The sequence below is a fragment of the Pseudomonas sp. GNP012 genome, assembly GCF_054343835.1.
Genome location: NZ_JBTGUU010000001.1, coordinates 3,872,628 through 3,891,601, shown reverse-complemented (window position 1 = coordinate 3,891,601; position 18,974 = coordinate 3,872,628). Strand labels below are relative to the sequence as shown.

Annotated in this window: 16 protein-coding genes; 9 read left to right on the top strand and 7 right to left on the bottom strand. The window is 60.6% G+C overall.

Annotation, left to right across the window (positions count from 1 at the left end; all coding sequences use genetic code 11):
- Window positions 1-62 precede the first annotated feature (62 nt).
- The 3 genes from ACXX83_RS17450 to ACXX83_RS17440 all read right to left on the bottom strand — a co-directional run bounded on the left by ACXX83_RS17450 (window position 63) and on the right by ACXX83_RS17440 (window position 3,355).
- The gene (locus ACXX83_RS17450; protein WP_008049176.1) at window positions 63-1,241 is read right to left on the bottom strand and encodes a vWA domain-containing protein; all 1,179 of its coding nucleotides are present in this window, start codon (window positions 1,239-1,241) and stop codon (window positions 63-65) included.
- 12 nt (window positions 1,242-1,253) lie between these two features.
- Window positions 1,254-2,099: an AAA family ATPase gene (locus ACXX83_RS17445; protein ID WP_007972431.1), complete on the bottom strand. Its 846-nt coding sequence runs from the start codon at window positions 2,097-2,099 to the stop codon at window positions 1,254-1,256.
- 152 nt (window positions 2,100-2,251) lie between these two features.
- A complete protein-coding gene (locus tag ACXX83_RS17440; RefSeq protein WP_458549178.1) occupies window positions 2,252-3,355 on the bottom strand; it encodes a DUF748 domain-containing protein in 1,104 nt (367 codons plus the stop codon).
- A gap of 100 nt (window positions 3,356-3,455) precedes the next feature.
- On the opposite strand from ACXX83_RS17440, the gene cysK reads away from it, so the two are divergent.
- The 3 genes from cysK to ACXX83_RS17425 all read left to right on the top strand — a co-directional run bounded on the left by cysK (window position 3,456) and on the right by ACXX83_RS17425 (window position 6,827).
- On the top strand, window positions 3,456-4,430 hold the full coding sequence (gene cysK / locus ACXX83_RS17435) for a cysteine synthase A (RefSeq protein ID WP_217836061.1): 975 nt from the start codon (window positions 3,456-3,458) through the stop codon (window positions 4,428-4,430).
- A gap of 220 nt (window positions 4,431-4,650) precedes the next feature.
- Window positions 4,651-5,589 carry an aspartyl/asparaginyl beta-hydroxylase domain-containing protein gene (locus ACXX83_RS17430; protein WP_458549177.1) on the top strand — a complete coding sequence of 313 codons (939 nt, stop codon included), beginning with the start codon at window positions 4,651-4,653 and terminating at the stop codon, window positions 5,587-5,589.
- A gap of 374 nt (window positions 5,590-5,963) precedes the next feature.
- A complete protein-coding gene (locus tag ACXX83_RS17425; RefSeq protein ID WP_458549176.1) occupies window positions 5,964-6,827 on the top strand; it encodes a DMT family transporter in 864 nt (287 codons plus the stop codon).
- An 82-nt stretch (window positions 6,828-6,909) separates the two neighbouring features.
- Here the strand turns inward: ACXX83_RS17425 and ACXX83_RS17420 are convergent, their stop codons facing one another.
- From ACXX83_RS17420 to ACXX83_RS17405, 4 genes are all read right to left on the bottom strand, one after another.
- Entirely contained in the window at window positions 6,910-7,851 is a 942-nt protein-coding gene (locus ACXX83_RS17420) for a LysR family transcriptional regulator (RefSeq protein ID WP_015096357.1), read from the bottom strand.
- Window positions 7,852-7,921: 70 nt separating this feature from the next.
- Window positions 7,922-9,451 carry a tripartite tricarboxylate transporter permease gene (locus tag ACXX83_RS17415; protein WP_104450490.1) on the bottom strand — a complete coding sequence of 510 codons (1,530 nt, stop codon included), beginning with the start codon at window positions 9,449-9,451 and terminating at the stop codon, window positions 7,922-7,924.
- A complete protein-coding gene (locus tag ACXX83_RS17410) occupies window positions 9,448-9,981 on the bottom strand; it encodes a tripartite tricarboxylate transporter TctB family protein (protein WP_458549175.1) in 534 nt (177 codons plus the stop codon). Before ACXX83_RS17410 ends, ACXX83_RS17415 begins: the two co-directional genes overlap by 4 nt.
- A 53-nt stretch (window positions 9,982-10,034) precedes the next feature.
- The gene (locus tag ACXX83_RS17405; RefSeq protein WP_007972451.1) at window positions 10,035-11,051 is read right to left on the bottom strand and encodes a Bug family tripartite tricarboxylate transporter substrate binding protein; all 1,017 of its coding nucleotides are present in this window, start codon (window positions 11,049-11,051) and stop codon (window positions 10,035-10,037) included.
- A 492-nt stretch (window positions 11,052-11,543) separates the two neighbouring features.
- On the opposite strand from ACXX83_RS17405, the gene ACXX83_RS17400 reads away from it, so the two are divergent.
- From ACXX83_RS17400 to ACXX83_RS17375, 6 genes are all read left to right on the top strand, one after another.
- Window positions 11,544-12,821: an MFS transporter gene (locus ACXX83_RS17400; RefSeq protein WP_458550212.1), complete on the top strand. Its 1,278-nt coding sequence runs from the start codon at window positions 11,544-11,546 to the stop codon at window positions 12,819-12,821.
- Window positions 12,814-13,773 carry an amidohydrolase family protein gene (locus tag ACXX83_RS17395; RefSeq protein ID WP_458549174.1) on the top strand — a complete coding sequence of 320 codons (960 nt, stop codon included), beginning with the start codon at window positions 12,814-12,816 and terminating at the stop codon, window positions 13,771-13,773. Before ACXX83_RS17400 ends, ACXX83_RS17395 begins: the two co-directional genes overlap by 8 nt.
- A complete protein-coding gene (locus ACXX83_RS17390) occupies window positions 13,770-14,774 on the top strand; it encodes a 4-hydroxythreonine-4-phosphate dehydrogenase PdxA (protein ID WP_458549173.1) in 1,005 nt (334 codons plus the stop codon). The genes ACXX83_RS17395 and ACXX83_RS17390 overlap by 4 nt, the downstream gene beginning before the upstream one ends.
- A 328-nt stretch (window positions 14,775-15,102) precedes the next feature.
- Window positions 15,103-16,278, top strand: coding sequence for an L-rhamnonate dehydratase (locus tag ACXX83_RS17385; protein WP_015096352.1), 1,176 nt, complete (start codon window positions 15,103-15,105; stop codon window positions 16,276-16,278).
- A 53-nt stretch (window positions 16,279-16,331) separates the two neighbouring features.
- Window positions 16,332-17,327 carry an AraD1 family protein gene (gene araD1 / locus ACXX83_RS17380; RefSeq protein ID WP_458549172.1) on the top strand — a complete coding sequence of 332 codons (996 nt, stop codon included), beginning with the start codon at window positions 16,332-16,334 and terminating at the stop codon, window positions 17,325-17,327.
- 34 nt (window positions 17,328-17,361) lie between these two features.
- Window positions 17,362-18,942 (top strand): aldehyde dehydrogenase (NADP(+)), encoded by a 1,581-nt coding sequence (locus tag ACXX83_RS17375; RefSeq protein ID WP_458549171.1) that lies wholly within the window; start codon window positions 17,362-17,364, stop codon window positions 18,940-18,942.
- Window positions 18,943-18,974 lie beyond the last annotated feature (32 nt).

Below are 18,974 nucleotides of genomic sequence, written 5' to 3'. Positions count from 1 at the left end.
GTGCACAAAACCAATGTGGGAGCGGGCTTGCTCGCGAAGAGGCCTTCACAGGCGACGGATTTCTACTTGGATAGAAACCGCATCCCTTCTTCCAGCCCACGAAGGGTCAACGGATACATCTGGTCCTCGATCAAGTCCCGCACGATGTTGGTCGACGAGGTATAGCCCCAGGTGTCCTTCGGATACGGGTTGATCCAGATGAGCTTCTTGTACTTTTCCTTGAACCGCTGCATCCACACGTAACCGGCTTCTTCGTTCCAGTGCTCGACACTGCCGCCCGCCTGGGTGATTTCATAGGGCGCCATGGCGGCGTCGCCGATGAAGATCACTTTGTAGTCGGCGCCGTACTTGTGCAGCAGGTCCATGGTCGAAGTGCGTTCGGAGGTGCGGCGCATGTTGTTCTTCCACACCGATTCATAAATGAAGTTGTGGAAGTAGAAGTACTCCAGGTGCTTGAACTCGGTCTTGCAGGCCGAGAACAATTCCTCGCAAATCTTCACATGGGCGTCCATCGAGCCGCCGATGTCAAACAACAGCAACAGCTTGACGGTGTTGCGCCGCTCCGGCCGCATCTGGATGTTCAGCAGGCCGGCATCCTTGGCGGTGTGGTCGATGGTGCCATCGATGTCCAGTTCTTCTGCCGCGCCCTGGCGGGCGAACTTGCGCAGGCGGCGCAGGGCGACCTTGATGTTGCGCGTGCCCAGTTCCACCGAATCGTCGAGGTTCTTGTATTCGCGCTGGTCCCAGACCTTGGCGGCCTTGCCCTGGCGCTTGCCGGCATCGCCGACCCGGATGCCTTCCGGGTTGAAACCGCCGGAACCGAACGGGCTGGTGCCGCCGGTACCGATCCATTTATTACCGCCGGCGTGACGTTCCTTCTGTTCCTCGAGGCGTTTCTTGAACTCTTCGATCAGCTTGTCCAGGCCGCCGAGGGACTGGATCGCCGCCCGTTCTTCGTCGGTCAGCGAGCGTTCGAATTCCTTGCGCAGCCAGTCTTCGGGGATCAGTGCCTGAAGATGGTCGTCGAGCTTTTCCAGGCCATTGAAGTAGGCACCGAACGCCCGGTCGAACTTGTCGAAATGCTTTTCGTCCTTCACCAGGATCGCTCGGGACAGGTAATAGAACTCGTCCATGTCGGCGAAGGTCACGCGCTGTTTCAGCGCGTTGATCAGGTCCAGCAGCTCGCGTACCGAAACCGGCACCTTGGCTGCGCGCATTTCATTGAACAGGTTGAGCAGCATGGCATCAGCCTCTTAGCGGGTGCCGCGACGGCTCATGAACGCCAGACGCTCAAGCAATTGCACGTCCTGTTCGTTCTTCACCAGGGCGCCGGCCAGCGGCGGGATGGCCTTGGTCGGATCGCGTTCGCGCAGCACCGCTTCGCCGATGTTGTCGGCCATCAGCAGTTTGAGCCAGTCCACCAGTTCGGAGGTCGAAGGCTTCTTCTTCAGGCCCGGCACCTTGCGCACGTCGAAGAACACGTCCAGCGCTTCGCTGACCAGGTCTTTCTTGATGTCCGGGTAGTGCACGTCAACGATCTTTTGCAGGGTGGTGCGGTCGGGGAACGCGATGTAGTGGAAGAAGCAGCGGCGCAGGAAGGCGTCCGGCAGTTCCTTTTCGTTGTTGGAGGTAATGATGATGATCGGACGCTTTTTCGCCTTGATGGTCTCGTCGATCTCGTAAACGTAGAACTCCATCTTGTCGAGTTCTTGCAGCAGGTCGTTAGGGAATTCGATGTCGGCCTTGTCGATTTCGTCGATCAGCAGGATGACCCGCTCGTCGGATTCGAAGGCTTCCCAGAGCTTGCCCTTTTTCAGGTAGTTACGAACGTCGTGGACTTTTTCGTTGCCCAGTTGCGAGTCGCGCAGGCGGCTGACCGCGTCGTATTCGTACAGGCCCTGGTGAGCCTTGGTGGTGGACTTGATGTGCCAGGTGATCAGCTTGGCGCCAAAGGATTCGGCCAGTTGCTCGGCGAGCATGGTCTTGCCGGTGCCCGGTTCGCCCTTGACCAGCAATGGCCGCTCCAGGGTGATGGCGGCGTTGACCGCCAGCTTCAGGTCATCGGTGGCGACGTAGGCCTGGGTGCCTTCGAACTTCATCTGCTAATCCTCGAACGGTAACGCCGACCTGAACGAGGCAGGGCGGGGGGGGGGCGCAATAAAAAGGGTCAGCCCCGACTATAACGCGCTGCCCGGTCGACTGTGAACGCAGACGGCTTATTCAGTCTCTGAATGGAGCGTCACTTAGTGACTTAGCCTGCATCCGGCTTGGGCCGTTCATATCGCGCATTGAACGCCTGGATGAAACCATTGCGTAAAATCTGCAAAAAAGCCTGGAACGCGCTGACATTCTTCTGGTGAACGTTGCCGCTGAGTTCGACCTTTGTCGCAAACTGGTTTTTGCCCTGGTTTTTCAGGACAGTCTCGGTTCCACCGACGAGGGCTTCCCATATCGAGCGGAACAGCCCTTTGTCCTTGTTTTCCACGTCCTGCTGCCAGTTGAACACATCAACATCGCGCATCAGCGGCTTGATATAGCCGGTCAGTCGGCCCTTGTTGGCCTGGGCTTCGATCACCACGTCGCCATGGCCGGCATTGAAGTCGAACTTGCCGTAGGCCGCGGCGAAGTCGTTCAGGCGCTTGAGTTCGATATCCGTGGTGCGCAAGCGAAACTCGAAGTCTTCGAAATCGCTCAACGGATCGAAAGTGGCCGAGGTCTCCAATGGTGCATGCCCCAGCAGCAAGGCTTTGCCTTCAAAGCGTGCGTCGCGTTTGCCTTTGGTGTCGACCACGTTGGTCAGGTTGAAAATACTGGCATCCACCTTTGTGGCGTTCATGTTCACCGGTGGTTTGGAGTTGAAGTTGCGAAAACTGATCTTGCCGTCGTTGATCCGCACTTCGTTCAGGGTAATGGGCAGCAGCTTGCCTAATTGGGCACGCCAGTCGGTGCCCTGGCCGGTCTGGGAATTTCGCTTGTTGGCCCCGTCGACGAAGTTGACCTCGGGCTTGATGAACTGCACTTCGGCCACCACCGCGTGGTCGTGCCACAGTGAGTGCCAGCTCACCGAGAGGTCGATCAATGGCGCGTTGACGAAAGGCACCGGAACCTTGCCATCGACCTTGACGATTTTCAGTCCGTTGATCTTGTAGGCCCCGCGCCACAAGGCCAGGTCCACGTCGGTGATCTGGCCCCGGTAGTCGCCCATGTCCGCCAGCCTCTCATTAAGGTAATCGCGCACCAGATAGGGCAGGGCGATGTGCAGCGTTATCAGTAGTACAACGAGACCGATGAGGGTCCACAGGGGCCAGCTGTATCGACGTTTCATGGCGGTAAATCTCTGGCGATCTAAAGCCATTGACTGCACTGACAGGCGGACGTTCGACCCGACTGGACGCCTGCGGGCAAGAGGGCTTACCTTGATGCCCTATTTCAATGCTGTCGTTAAGGACCCAGCCATGAGCCGCATTTTCGTTGACAACGCCCATTCCATCGGCAACACGCCGTTGGTGCAGATCAATCGCATTGCGCCGCGTGGTGTGACCATCCTGGCCAAGATCGAAGGGCGCAACCCCGGTTACTCGGTCAAGTGCCGGATCGGCGCGAACATGATCTGGGATGCCGAGAGCAGCGGCAAACTCAAGCCGGGCATGACCATCGTCGAACCCACCTCCGGCAATACCGGTATCGGCCTGGCGTTCGTGGCCGCCGCCCGAGGCTACAAACTGATGCTGACCATGCCGGCGTCCATGAGTATCGAACGTCGCAAGGTGCTCAAGGCACTGGGTGCCGAGTTGGTGTTGACCGAACCGGCCAAGGGCATGAAGGGCGCTATCGAAAAAGCCGGTGAAATTGTTGCCGGCGACCCGTCGAACTTCTTCATGCCGGCGCAATTCGACAACCCGGCCAACCCGGCCATCCACGAAAAAACCACCGGCCCGGAAATCTGGAACGATACCGACGGCGCCGTCGACGTGCTGGTGGCGGGCGTCGGAACCGGTGGAACCATCACCGGGGTTTCACGGTATATCAAGAATACCCAGGGCAAACCGATTCTCTCGGTGGCGGTGGAGCCGGCGGTGTCGCCGGTGATTACCCAGGCCCTGGCCGGTGAAGAAATCAAGCCCAGCCCGCACAAGATCCAGGGCATTGGTGCCGGATTTGTGCCCAAGAACCTCGATTTGTCGATCGTCGACCGGGTAGAACTGGTCAGTGACGAAGAGTCCAAGGCCATGGCCTTGCGCTTGATGCAGGAAGAAGGAATCTTGTGCGGGATTTCCTGCGGCGCAGCCATGGCAGTGGCCGTGAGATTGGCGGAGACCCCTGAAATGCAGGGCAAGACCATCGTCGTGATCCTGCCGGATTCCGGTGAACGTTATCTGTCGAGCATGTTGTTCAGTGATCTGTTTACCGAACAGGAGAATCAGCAGTAAGCGCTGAATTTTGGCGGATCGTCGCTGGCGGTGGTTGATGATGGATTCGCATCAGCCGCCGTTCAGGTGCCACATGTTAAGAAATGCTTTGTTGCACATTCGTTAACATTGAATGTTGAAAAGTGCAGGTTTTTCACCGGTTCGGCAGTGTTTATCATGCCGCAAACCACGCCGGGCAATGGGCGTGGTGCAAAGTCGCTTATCTTCAAAGGAGTTGTTGATGACCTTTTCGTTTGCCGCGAAAGCCTCGTTGTTGCTGCTGTTTCTCGGCAGCACCCTCTATGTGCACTTACGCGGCAAGGCACGTCTGCCGGTTTTGCGCCAATTCGTTAACCATTCGGCACTGTTCGCACCCTATAACGCCTTGATGTACCTGTTTTCCGGTGTGCCTTCCAAGCCGTATCTGGATCGCAGCAAGTTTCCCGAACTGGATGTGCTCAAGGACAACTGGGAAGTGATTCGCGACGAAGCGATGCACTTGTTCGATGAGGGCTATATTCGTGCGGCGGCAAAGAATAACGACGCCGGTTTTGGCTCGTTCTTCAAGAAGGGCTGGAAGCGTTTCTATCTCAAGTGGTATGACAAACCGCTGCCTTCTGCCGAAGTCTTGTGCCCGCGAACCGTGGCATTGGTCAGCAGCATTCCCAACGTCAAGGGCGCGATGTTCGCGCTGCTGCCGGGCGGCAGCCACCTCAACCCGCATCGCGATCCGTTTGGCGGCTCCCTGCGTTATCACCTGGGGCTGTCCACCCCCAATTCCGATGATTGCCGCATCTTTGTCGACGGTCAGGTTTACGCCTGGCGTGATGGTGAAGACGTAATGTTCGACGAGACCTACGTGCACTGGGTCAAGAATGAAACGCCAAAGACCCGGGTCATCCTGTTCTGCGATATCGAACGTCCGTTGAGCAATCGCTTCATGACCGGCATCAACCGCTGTATCAGCGCCTGGCTGGGTCGCGCCACCGCCCCTCAGAACCTGGACGACGAGCGTGTGGGCGGGATCAACAAGGCCTACGAGTGGAGCAAGAACTCCAGCGATAGATTCAGTGGTGTGGTCAAGCAATGGAAGCGGCGCAATCCCAAGGCCTACCGTGTACTGCGCCCGGTGCTGGCGGTGGTGGTGCTGACGTTGCTGGGGTATTGGTTGTTTGGTTAAAGCCGGATACGGCCTTTTGACCAACTCGTTGCAATCCATATCGAACGCTGGTTATAGTCGGCGCACGGTGAGTTTCGGACTCACTTTCTTATCCCTCGAGCAAAGATCAGCCCAATGCCTGCATCCCTCCTCAAAGCGGTAGTCGATTCAGCGGTCAACGCTGGCGTCGTGCCGTGCGGGAATCAGCAGCCCGGGCAGATCAGTCATTACCCCCCACCTGTCAGTAGCACGCCGGTGTGCGCAGTCGTATCACCGCCAGGCGTTGGCATTTCGGGCTGATCAGCTGTCTTCTGCTGTTCCCGCGCCCGCCTGAAAAAACTACTGGATTTCAGCTTTTGCTGAGTTGGCTTTTTGCCTGACTACAGGTGGTATTCATGTTTGTCCTTTCGAAAAAATCCGCGCTTGCGGCGGCGTCCACGAGCCTGTTCGTGCTGCTGTGGAGCAGCGGGGCGATCTTCTCCAAATGGGGGCTGGCCCACGCGTCACCCTTCGCCTTCCTGATGTTTCGTTTCGTCATCGCGCTATGCGGGCTGGTGTTGCTGGTGCCGTTGTTCAAGCTGAAGATGCCCAAGGGCGGCAAGCCGATGCTGTATGCGATGGCTACCGGCGTGGTGTTGTTGGGGGCCTATCAGATTTTCTATCTGTTGGCCCTCGACCTGAAAGTCACCCCCGGAGTGATGGCGACGATCATGGGCGTGCAGCCAATCCTTACAGTGGTGATCATGGAGCGTCAACGATCAGCCAGCCGGATGTTCGGTCTGGCGCTCGGGCTGGGCGGTCTGATCATGGTGGTTTACCAGGGCATCGGTCTGGCCGGCATGTCATTGGCCGGGATGCTCTTCGGTCTGCTGGCGCTGGCGAGCATGACGTTCGGTTCGATCATGCAGAAACGCATCACTGAAAATCCCCTTGGCACGCTGCCGGTGCAGTACCTCGCCGGACTGCTGTTGTGCGGGATTTTCGTACCGTTCCAGCCGTTTCACTTCGAACACGGCAGCGGTTTCATCCTGCCGGTGCTATGGATGGGGCTGGTGGTGTCGGTGCTGGCGACGCTGTTGCTGTACCGCTTGATCGCCCGGGGCAACCTGGTGAACGTCACCAGTCTGTTTTACCTGGTGCCGGCGGTGACGGCGGTGATGGACTATCTGGTCTTTGGCAACCGCCTGGCGCTGTTGAGCCTGTTCGGCATGCTGTTGATTATCGTCGGGCTGGTGTTTGTGTTCCGTAAATCAGCGTAGTCCGGGCAAGAAAAACAAAAGATCGCAGCCGTACACCTGTAAGAGCTGCCGCAGGCTGCGATCTTTTGCCCTGCCTTGCCTGTCATTTGCTCAGCGCATGTTCGGCCCGTACCGAATTCATGAATGCCTGCATCGCCGACGATTGAATGCGATGACGCCGGGTGATCAACCCGTACGGTGGCAGCCGCGCCTCGAACTTGATCGGCAACACCGCCAGCAGATCCCGACCGGGATAGTCTTCGACCACCGACACCGGCGTGACGCCGAGCATGTCGGTCTGCTGAATCAACGACAGCAAGGTCATGATCGATGTGGTTTCGACGATGCTGCTCGGGATGTCGACCCGCGCGTTGTGGAACACCTGATTGATGATCGCGCGCATCGGACTGGGCTGCTGTTGCAGTACCCAGGTCATGTTCTGCAGTTCGGCCCAGCTCAACTGCGTGGCTTTGGCCAGTGGATTCTGTGCGCCGGAAATCACGCACAGCGCTTCCTCGCCAAGACTGTCGAACAGCAACTCCTCTGCCCGGGCACCGACGGGAATCCGCCCCAATACGATATCCAGCTGATCTTGCAACAACGCCTGCACCAGCACGTCACTGGTGTCGACCTGAATGCTCATCGACAAGCGTGGATGGCTTTGTTTCAAGGTGGCGATGGTGCGCGTCAGCAGCCCCGAAGCCAGTGCCGGAATGGCCCCGACCGCGACCCGGCCAAGGTTGCCGGATTCGAGGGCGACCAGCTCTTCACGCATGCCGCTGAGTTCGGCGAACACCATGCGTGCGTAATAAATGACCGTTTCCCCGAACGGGGTAGAGCGCATGCCCCGGGGCAGGCGTTCGAACAGCTCGACGCCCAACAGGTCCTCGGCTTCATGCAGCATCTTGGTTGCGGCCGGTTGGGTCATGCCGATGTGGTCGGCGGCGCGGCGCAACGAGCCGAACTCCTGCAACGCCAGCATCAGCCGCAGTTGGCGCAGACGCAGTCGGCTGTGGATTACGTTGGCAGCAGGAATTCGGGTCATGGGCCGTGCTCGCAAAAAAGTCCTGCGGCAAGCCTGACAACAAATGCCAGGCGTTGCCAGCTTTGGCGTGTCACAGCACCGATTTTGGCTTGGCGACCTGGGGTTTGCGCAGGCCGATCAGGGTTTGCAGCGCTTTGGAAATCAACGGCCAGAACAGCATCAGCAGCGCCGCCGTGGTCAGGCTGCCCACCAAGGGGTTGGACCAGAAAATCCCCAGGTGCCCGTCGGAGAACAGCATCGACTGGCGGAACGCATCTTCTGCCTTGTCGCCCAGCACCGCCGCCAACACCAGCGGCGCAATCGGGTAGCCGAGTTTCTTGAACAGATAACCCAGCGCACCAAAGCCCAGCATCAGCACCACGTCGAAGAACGAGTTGTGCACCGAGTAGGCACCGATGGCGCAGACCATGATGATGATCGGCGCGATGATCGAGAACGGGATGCGCAGGATCGAAGCGAACAGCGGCACGGTGGCCAGCACCACGATCAGACTCACCACGTTGCCCAGGTACATGCTGGCGATCAGGCCCCAGACAAAATCATGTTGCTCGACGAACAGCGTCGGCCCCGGGTGCAAACCCCAGATCATCAGGCCACCGAGCATCACCGCCGCAGTCGCCGAACCGGGAATGCCCAGGGTCAGCATCGGCAGCAGGGCACTGGTGCCGGCCGCGTGGTCAGCGGTTTCCGGGGCGATCACACCTTCGAGTTCGCCTTTGCCGAAGTTGTCGCGATTTTTCGAGAAACGCCGCGCCAGGCTGTAGCTCATGAACGACGCGGCAGTCGGTCCGCCAGGGGTGATGCCCATCCAGCAGCCAACCAGGGTGCTGCGCACAATCGTCCACCAGTAACGCGGCAATTTGGCCCAGGTGCGCAGGATCACCATCGGCGTGATCCGCGCATGTTCGCCGCGGAACACCAGCCCCTCTTCCACGGTGCAGAGGATTTCGCCGATGCCGAACAGGCCGATCACCGCCACTTCAAAGCTGATGCCGGTCATCAGGATCGGCTGGTCGAAGGTCAGGCGCAGGTTGCCGGACACGGTGTCCATGCCGACGGCGGCCATGGCGAAACCGATCATCATCGCCACCACGGTTTTCAGCGGCGGGTTCTTGCTCATGCCGATGAAGGTGCAGAACGCCAACAGGTACACCGCGAAGAACTCCGGCGAACTGAAGGACATGGCGAACGCGGCAATTTTGGTCGACAGGAATGTCAGCAACAACACGCCGGCCAACGCACCCAGCAACGCCGAACTGAACGCGGCGGTCAGGGCTTCGGCGGCGCGGCCTTCGCGGGCCATCGGGTAACCGTCGAAGGTGGTTGCCACCGATGAGGGCTCACCGGGGATGTTGAACAGGATCGAGGTGATCGAACCGCCGAACAGCGCGCCCCAGTACATGCACGACAGCAGAATGATCGCCGACACCGGCGACATGGTGAACGTCAGCGGCAGCAGCAACGCCACACCGTTGGGGGCACCGAGACCGGGCAGTACGCCGACCAGAATGCCCAGCAGCACGCCGATTACCATCAGGCCGATATGGCCCGGCGTGAGGATCAGGTTCATGCCTTGCAGCAGGGAATCGAACTCGCTCATTTGAAATTTCTCCCGGCCAGGGCAATCCAGTCGCCCATTGGGCCGGCATCCAGCGGCACTTTGAACCACAGCGCGAAAATCAGGTAACTGGCCAGCACCGCGCCCAGGGACACGCTACCGATCATCCATTTGCCGTAAGGCTTGGCGCGGACCTTGTCACGCCACATGAACCAGGCAATGAAGCAGGCCGAAGCGACGTAGATGCCGGTGAACGGCATCGCACCGACGAATAGCGCGATGGGCACGAACACCGACAGCACTTGCCTGAACGCACTGCGGCTGACGAATGAAATGCTCAGGGCTTGCCAGCGCACCAGGGTCAACACGCCGTTGGCCACACTGGCGGCGCTCAACATCAGGCCGATGTAGAAGGGAAAGTAACCCGGCTCGGGGCCGGCATCACCCCAGCCGATACCTTGTTCAACGCTGCCGTACATCACCACCGCGCCGATCAGCGTGGTGAAGAGTGTCAGGCCGAGTTCGACCCAGCGTGTACCGACCAGCGCTGGTGAATCCGAAGAATGGGACATGAAAGCACCTCCAGAGGTGACGGCCGTACGCAGGGCGGGCGGCCGTGAGCAACTCAGTTTTTCAGCCAGCCGGCCTCTTTGAACACCGGCGTGACGCGGGCGGTGTCTTTTTCGATGTAGGCGGTCAGCGGCTCACCCTCGAGGAAGGTTGGCACCAGAGCGTTCTGCTTCACGTAAGCCTTGAACTCATCGGTCTGGGTGACTTTGCGCATCAACTCGACATAGAACGCGCGCTGCTCGGCGGTGACGTCGCCGGGCATGAACACGGTGCGCGGGAAGCGGTACTGATCGATGCCCAGGCCTTGTTCGTGACAGGTCGGGACGTCGGCCCAGGATTTGTCGCCGGCGACTTTATCGGTATAGCCCATGCGCTCCTTACTGAACACGCAGAGCGGCTCGACCTGATCGCCACGCCATTGGCTGATGCTCTCGCTTGGATTGTTGACGTTGGCGGCGATGTGCTTGCCGGCCAGTTGCGTCGCGGCTTCGCTGCCGCTCTTGAACGGGATGTACACCAGTTTGCTGTTGTTGGTCTGGTTCAGCAGCAGGGTCAGGGTCTGGTCGACGTCCTTGGACTGGCTGCCGCCCATGCGCAGGTTCGACGGGTCGGCCTTGACGGCTTCGTAGAAGCTTTTCGCGTCTTTCCATGGCGCACCCTTGTAGCTCCAGAGAATGAAGTCATCCTCGGCTACTGCGGCAATCGGGGTCAGCTCCTGCCATTCGTAGCCGAGCTTGGACACCAGCGGCAACAGGTAGATGTTGTTGGTGCCGATCACCAGTTTGTCGGCATCGCCCTTGCTCATTTTCAGGTCGAGAAAGGCTTCGGCGCCGTTGCCACCGCCCTTGTTGAGGACGATGGTATTCACGTCGAGCAGCTTGTGCGTGGTGATGATCGACTGGATCAGGCGACCGAGCTGGTCGGTACCGCCACCGGGACCACCGGCGACGACGATTTCGACGTTCTTGTCCGGTTGCCAGGCGGCGTTGGCGAGAGCGGGAAGGGTACCGGCGGCGATCAGTGCGCAGCCAAGAAACAGACGGGAGGTGCGACGGACGAATGCATTTCGCATGATGGAAGAGCCTCGTATTCATGTTCTTGTAATTGTTATGAGCGGCTTGTTTGCGCGGTAAAGCCGCAAGCCTGGCCCGAGTGTGTGAAGGTGCGGGCACGGCGTCTAGTCAAAACAATACATACACCGATAGCCTGGGGTTATAGCTCGGCAAATAGCTAACTACTGTAGGAGCGAGCTTGCTCGCGATGGACTCAAGGGCACCGCGTTAATTCAGGAACCACGTGTTTTCGTTGAAGACCATCGCGAGCAGGCTCGCTCCTACAGAAAAGCATGCGTGGCAACGTTGAAAGGTCGTTGAAAGCAGGGCATGACATAACCCGAGGCTATCGCCTGATTTCAAGTTTTGATTAGACGGTTATCAGCAAGCCTTCGATAGTGCTTATCAACGTCTGCATCTCCACAAAAATAATAAACGAGGCATGCACCATGGTTCGTCCCAGTGCTTCCCTGCATCTGCCCGGCGCAGTTGCCCAGCCTAACGAAGCGGCCATGCCGGTGGCCGGTACCGCCAAGGCCAGCAGCGTGCGCTGGCGGATCTTCGCGATCATCTTCGCGCTGACCATGGTCAACCTGATCGACCGGGTGTCGCTGTCCATTGCGATGCCGACCATCGCCCATGAATTTTCCCTGTCACCGAGCCTGCAAGGGCTGATCCTCAGCAGCTTTTTCTGGGCCTACGCACTGTTGCAGATTCCCGGCGGCTGGCTGATCGACCGCTTCGGCGCGCATCGGGTCATCAGTTGGTCCACCGGGTTGTGGGGCACGTTTCAGGTGCTGGCGGCGTTCGCCACCGGCGGCTTATCTTTGTTGTTTGCCCGGGTTGCACTGGGCGCCGCCGAAGCACCGCTGTTCCCGTCGGGCGGCAAGCTGATTTCCCTGTGGCTGGCCCCGAGCGAGCGCAGTCGCGGCGCGGTATTGATGGACAGCGGCAGCCCGTTGGGCGTGGCCCTTGGCGGGTTGATCATTGCCTGGTTGATTGCCTCGCTGGACTCCTGGCGCCTGGCCTTCGTGATCGCCGGCATCGCCACCCTGGTGCTGGCCTGGCTGGCACGGCGTTATCTGCGCGATGACCCGGCCGGTCACCCGCAAGTCAATGCGGCGGAGCTTGAGAAAATCAACGCCGGCCGTGCAACGCCCGCCGCCGAAGCGGCCCGGGCGCCGGTCAAGGGGCTGGGTATTGCGCCACGCTCGCTCAGCGGTTTGCTGATCGGCCGGGCAAGTTGGGCGATGGTGTATTTCGGCCTGCTGACCTGGGGCCCGAGTTACCTTGCCCAGGCCCGGGGTTTCGATATCAAGGGGATTGGTGCGGCGACCTTCGTGATTTTTGTCTGCGGTGCACTGGGTTCGTTGACCGGTGGTTTCCTCTGTGATGGCTTGATTCGCAAAGGCGTGAGTCGCGCGGTGGCGGTCAAGAGCCTGCTGGCGTTTTCCGGGCTGGTGGCCCTCGGCGCATTCCTGTTGCTGCCGACGTTGAGCAATCCTTTTGCGGCGGTGGCGCTGCTGGCCATGACCGCGTTCTTCCTGATGTGGGGCAGCCTCTACTGGAGCTTCCCGGCGCTGCTGGCGGCGCCGGCGCGGGTCGGTTTGATCGGCGGCGTGATGAACATGGCCGGCAGCTGCGGCGGCATCGCGGTGCCGATCCTGGTGGGCGTGATCCTGCAGGCGACCGGTGGCTTCGCCCCGGTACTCGGGTTCTTCGCGGCGTGCTCGGCAGTCTTCGTGCTGGCGACGTTGTTCATCAGCCTGGATGAGGTGCGCCATGACTAATGCGTTGTGGAACGGCCCGATCATCGACGCCCATCATCACTTCTGGGACCCGACCGTCAACGACCACCCATGGCTTGCCCCCGAGGCCAACATACCCTTTCGCTACGGAGACTACAGCGCGATCAAGCGCCGCTATTTTCCCGAGGATTACTTCGCCGATGCAGGTTCCCATAACGTCGTGCAAACGGTGTACGTCGAGACCGAGTGGAACCCGCAGGACCCGATTGGCGAAACCCGTTTCATCGAGCAACTGGCCGCCCGCTACGGCGTGCCGAATGCGGTCGTGGCGCAAGCCTGGCTCGATCATCCGGACGCTATCGATGTGCTCACCGAACAGGCGCGTTTCAAGCATGTGCGCAGCGTGCGCCACAAACCCGGTGGCCCGATCGCGCCGGCGCAGGTGGGGCACATGCGCAGCCTGATGAGTGACGAACACTGGCGCCGCAGTTACGCCGCGCTCGAAGGGCTGGGGCTGCATTTCGATTTGCAGACGTCCTGGTGGAACCTGCACGAGGCCGAACGCCTGGCCCGGGATTTTCCTGGTATCACGCTGATTCTCAACCACGCCGGTTTGCCCAATGACCGTAGCGCCGAAGGCCTGGCGGGCTGGCGTCTGGCGCTGGCGCGGCTGGCGCAGTGGCCGAACGTGCAGGTGAAGATTTCCGGCCTGGGGCAGGGTGGCCAGCGCTGGCGCGCCAAGGACAACACCTGGATCGTGCGCGAGGTGATCGCCATGTTCGGCAGCCACCGGGCGATGTTCGCCAGCAATTTCCCCGTGGACAGCCTGTGCGGCTCGTTCGATGACATCTACAGCGGTTTCAAATCCATCGTCGCCGATCTGCCGACAGCCGATCAGGAACGACTTTTCTACAGCAACGCGCACCGGGTCTATCGCTGTGAGCCTTGCGCCAACGACCGGGCGCAGCCTGAACCCTTGAGGAGTGAAGCATGAGCAAATCCACCATCGCGATGGTCCTGGGGGACCCGGCGGGCATCGGCCCTGAGCTGATTGCGCGCCTGCTGGGCGAGCCTGAAGTGCGTGCCCAGGCCAATGTGATCCTGATCGCCGACGAAGCGGAAATGCGTCGCGGCATGCGCATTGCCGGGATGGAATTTCCCTATCGTCGCGTCGAGTCCCTGGAGCAGCTGGCATTCGTCGATGACACGCCGCTGTTCTATGACTTTCGCGGTGACACTATCGGTGAGTTTGCGCGTAGCGAGGCCAGCGTCATCGGTGGCCGCTACAGCCTCGACACCCTGGAAAAGGCCCTGCGCCTGACCGAAGCGGGCATCACCGACGCGGTGTTGTTCGGGCCATTGAACAAGACTTCACTGCACATGGCCGGCATGGCCCACAGCGATGAGCTGCACTGGTTCGCCGAGCTGCTGGATTTCCATGGACCGTTCTGCGAATTCAACGTGCTCGACAATCTCTGGACTTCGCGGGTGACCTCCCATGTGGCCCTGGCCGATGTGCCGGGCCTGCTCAGCCAGCAACGGGTGGTCGAAGCGATTCAACTGATCGACACCGCGCTCAAGCGCAACGGGCTGGAAAAGCCGCGCATCGGCGTCTGCGGGCTGAATCCGCATAACGGAGATAACGGTTCGTTCGGTCGCGAGGAACTGGACATCATCGGCCCGGCGGTGCGTTCGGCGCAGGCACTGGGGATCGCGGCGGACGGGCCTTATCCGGCCGACACGATCTTCCTCAAGGTCCAGGGCGATGTCAGTGCCTTTGACGCGGTCGTCACGATGTACCACGACCAGGGCCAGATCGCGATCAAGCTGATGGGCTTCTCCCGTGGCGTCACGGTGCAGGGAGGCTTGCCGATCCCGATCACCACCCCGGCCCATGGCACCGCGTTCGACATCGCGGGGCAGGGCAAGGCCAACGTCGGTGCGATTCGCCAGGCGTTCGAGATTGCGTGCCGGATGGGGCGCAACCGCCACTGATCCCGGATTTCTAAAACAACAACAATCCCCTGTGGGAGCGGGCTTGCTCGCGAATGCGGTGGGTCAGACGACCGATACGTCGACTGACCCACCGCATTCGCGAGCAAGCCCGCTCCCACTTTTGTTTTGTGTCACCCGATAACCCGAAACGCACAATAACCGAATTCAGCTATCACTCCAGGTTATCGCCGGATACGCATAAGTGATTATCCGCAGCCCTTGGCCGCTGGCTAAAGTCGCTCCATCGAATGCGCAAGACAGCCGCCCGAGCGGCAGTGCGCAGCGACTCACAATGACAAGAAGCCGGCAGCGCAAGGAAACTGTATTCATGAAAATCAAAGCGATCCGTACCCGCGTTTTCGAGTGGAAAGGCAAAGTCGTGCCACCCCAGGCGCACTTCTGCACCAACGCCAGCGACATCCTGTTCGAGCGCGGCGACGCCATGGGCTCGTTCCGTTTCCACGGCTGGCTGGTGGTGGAAGTCGAGACCGACACCGGCCTCGTCGGCATCGGTAACTGCGCCCTGGCGCCGCGCGTGGCCAAGGAAATCATCGACACCTACCTGGCGCCGATCGCCATTGGCGAAGACCCGTTCGACAACGAATACATCTGGCAGAAAATGTACCGCCAGAGCCACGCCTGGGGCCGCAAGGGCATCGGCATGGCGGCGATCTCGGCCATCGACATTGCGATCTGGGACATCATGGGCAAAGCAGTGAACAAGCCGGTGTTCAAGCTGCTCGGCGGGCGCACCAAGGAAAAGATCTGGACCTACGCGTCCAAGCTCTACGCCAACGACAACCTCGACCTGTTCCTTGAAGAAGCCCAAGGCTACCTGAGCCAGGGGTTCACCGCGCTGAAGATGCGTTTCGGCTACGGCCCGAAGGACGGTCCGGCTGGCATGCGCCGCAACATCGAACAAGTGCGCGCCCTGCGTGAGCTGGCCGGCCCCGACGTCGACATCATGCTCGAGTGCTACATGGGCTGGACCCTCGAGTATGCCCGGCGCATGTTGCCGAAACTGGCCGAGTTCGAACCGCGCTGGCTCGAAGAACCGGTGATCGCCGACGACATCGAAGGCTATATCGAGCTGAAGAAGATGGGGATCATGCCGATCTCCGGTGGCGAACACGAATTCACTTCCTACGGCTTCAAGGACCTGCTGGAACGCCGTGCCGTCGACGTGATCCAGTACGACACCAACCGCGTCGGCGGCATCACCGCCGCGCGCAAGATCAACGCCATGGCCGAGGCCTGGTCGGTGCCGGTCATCCCGCATGCCGGGCAGATGCACAACTACCACCTGACCATGTCCACTACGGCTTCGCCTATGGCCGAGTTCTTCCCGGTGTTCGACGTCGAAGTCGGCAACGAGCTCTTCTACTACGTGTTCAAGGGCGAGCCGCAACCGGTCAACGGCTACATCCAGCTGGATGACAACAAGCCGGGCCTGGGCCTGGAAATCTCCGATGAGTACCTTAGCGATTTCAACATCATCGAGTGACCGTCCGGCGCCGCTTTCTCGCGGCGCCCACCACGACTTTTCGGAGGGCCGACATGCGCCTGATTCAGTTTGAAAACACCGATGGGCAACGCCAGGTTGGCGTGGTTGAGGGTGCTCGGGTCCAGGTACTGCGCGATACCCGCAGTACCCGTGAACTGGCCCTGGCCGCCATCCGTGCCCAGTGCAGCCTGCAAGAAGAAATCGCCCGGCGCGGCAGCGACCCCGGTCCGGATTACGCGCAGCTATTGCAGCAACACAAGGTCCTGCCGCCGCTGGACCACGAAGACCCCGCCCATTGCCTGATCAGCGGCACCGGCCTGACCCATCTGGGCAGCGCCGCGACGCGGGACAAAATGCACCAGCACGACGGTGAAGTCGAAGCCGGCATGACCGACACCATGCGCATGTTCAAGTGGGGGTTGGAGGGCGGCAAACCGGCGGCGGAGCAGGTCGGCGCGCAACCGGAGTGGTTCTACAAGGGCGACGGCAGCATCGTCGTGCGTCCCGGTGCGGACTTCCCGGTGCCGCCGTTTGCCGAGGATGCCGGTGAGGAGCCGGAACTGACCGGCCTGTATGTGATCGGCGACGACGGCCAGCCGTACCGTGTCGGTTATGCACTGGGTAATGAGTTCTCCGACCACGTCATGGAGCGGCGCAACTACCTGTATCTCGCTCATTCGAAGCTGCGTTGCTGCTCCTTTGGCCCGGAGCTGCGCGTCGGTGAGTTGCCCAGACATCTGGTCGGCACCAGCCGCATCACGCGCAACGGCCAGACGATCTGGGAAAAAGAGTTTCTCAGCGGCGAGGACAACATGTGCCACAGCCTGGCCAACCTCGAATTTCATCACTTCAAGTACGCGCAGTTTTTGCGTCCCGGCGATGTTCACGTGCACTACTTCGGTACCGCCACGCTGTCGTTTGCCGACGGTGTGAAGACCCAGCCGGGGGATAGCTTCCAGATCAGTCTCGATGAGTTCGGTGCGCCTTTGGTCAACGGCATCGGCGAGAGCGCCCAGCCGCTGGCTATCGGTCAGGTACGCACACTCTGACCCCTGCAGGTCTTTAACCGATCAAGGAATCCACATGAGCCTGTTTCCTGGACACAACTACATCGGCGGCCGCCGCAGCGCCAACGGCACGTTGCAGCTGCAAAGCCTCGACGCCACCACCGGCGAACCCTTGCCCGGAACGTTCTTCCAGGCCAGCGAAGCCGAAGTGGATGCCGCTGCCAAAGCGGCGGCTGCGGCATACCCGACCTACCGTAATCTGAGTGCGGAAAAACGCGCGCGGTTTCTCGACGCCATCGCCGATGAAATCGACGGGTTGGGCGATGAGTTTGTCGCCACCGTGTGTCGCGAGACAGCGTTGCCGGCCGGGCGTATTCAAGGTGAGCGTGGCCGCACCAGCGGCCAGTTGCGCCTGTTCGCCAAGGTGCTGCGTCGCGGTGACTTCTATGGTGCGCGCATCGACCGAGCCTTGCCGGATCGCCAGCCATTGCCACGTCCGGATCTGCGTCAGTACCGCATCGCCCTGGGGCCGGTGGCGGTGTTCGGTGCGAGCAACTTCCCGCTGGCCTTTTCCACCGCCGGTGGCGATACCGCCTCGGCACTGGCCGCCGGTTGCCCGGTGGTGTTCAAGGCCCACAGCGGGCACATGGCAACCGCACAATGGGTGGCTGACGCGATCATCCGTGCCGCGGAAAAAACCGAGATGCCGGCGGGTGTGTTCAACATGATCTACGGCGGTGGTGTCGGTGAAACGCTGGTCAAGCATCCGGCGATTCAGGCAGTGGGCTTCACCGGTTCACTCAAGGGCGGCAACGCCCTGAGCCACATGGCTGCAAACCGGCCGCAGCCGATCCCGGTGTTCGCCGAGATGTCGAGCATCAATCCGGTGTTCCTGCTGCCGCAAGCCCTCGAGGTGCGCGGTGAGCAGATCGCGGCGCAATTGGCAGGTTCCGTCACCCTGGGCTGTGGCCAGTTCTGCACCAACCCCGGATTGGTCATTGGTGTGCGCTCGCCGCAGTTCAGTGCTTTTCTTGATGTTTTTTGCGCCCACATGAACCAGCAGCCGGCGCAAACCATGCTCAATGCCGGCACGCTGGCCAGCTACAACCGGGGCCTTGGCGAATTGCACGAACATCCGGGCCTGAGCCATCTGGCGGGCCGGCCGCAACAGGGCAATCAGGCGCAGCCGCAGGTGTTCAAGGCCGATGCCAGCCTGTTGCTCAAGGGCGATCAATTGCTGCAGGAGGAAGTGTTCGGGCCCACCACCATCGTCATCGAGGTCGAGGATCGGGCACAGTTGGCGGCAGCATTTCAGGGTTTGCGCGGGCAATTGACCGCGACCTTGATTGGCGAGGCCGACGAACTGCTGGAGTACCGCTGGCTGGCGGAACTGTTGCAAGAGAAAGTGGGGCGGATCTTGCTCAACGGTTATCCGACCGGGGTCGAAGTCTGTGAGTCCATGGTACATGGCGGGCCGTATCCGGCGACATCCGACTCGCGGGGCACTTCGGTCGGCACCCAGGCGATCGATCGTTTCCTGCGGCCGGTGTGCTTCCAGAATTATCCGGATGCGCTGCTGCCCGAGGCGTTGCAGAACGGCAATCCGCTGGGGATTCGGCGGCTGGTGGATGGGGAGGTGAGTCTTTCCGCTTTGTGATTGTTGGTGTCTGGTCTATCGCCTTCGCGAGC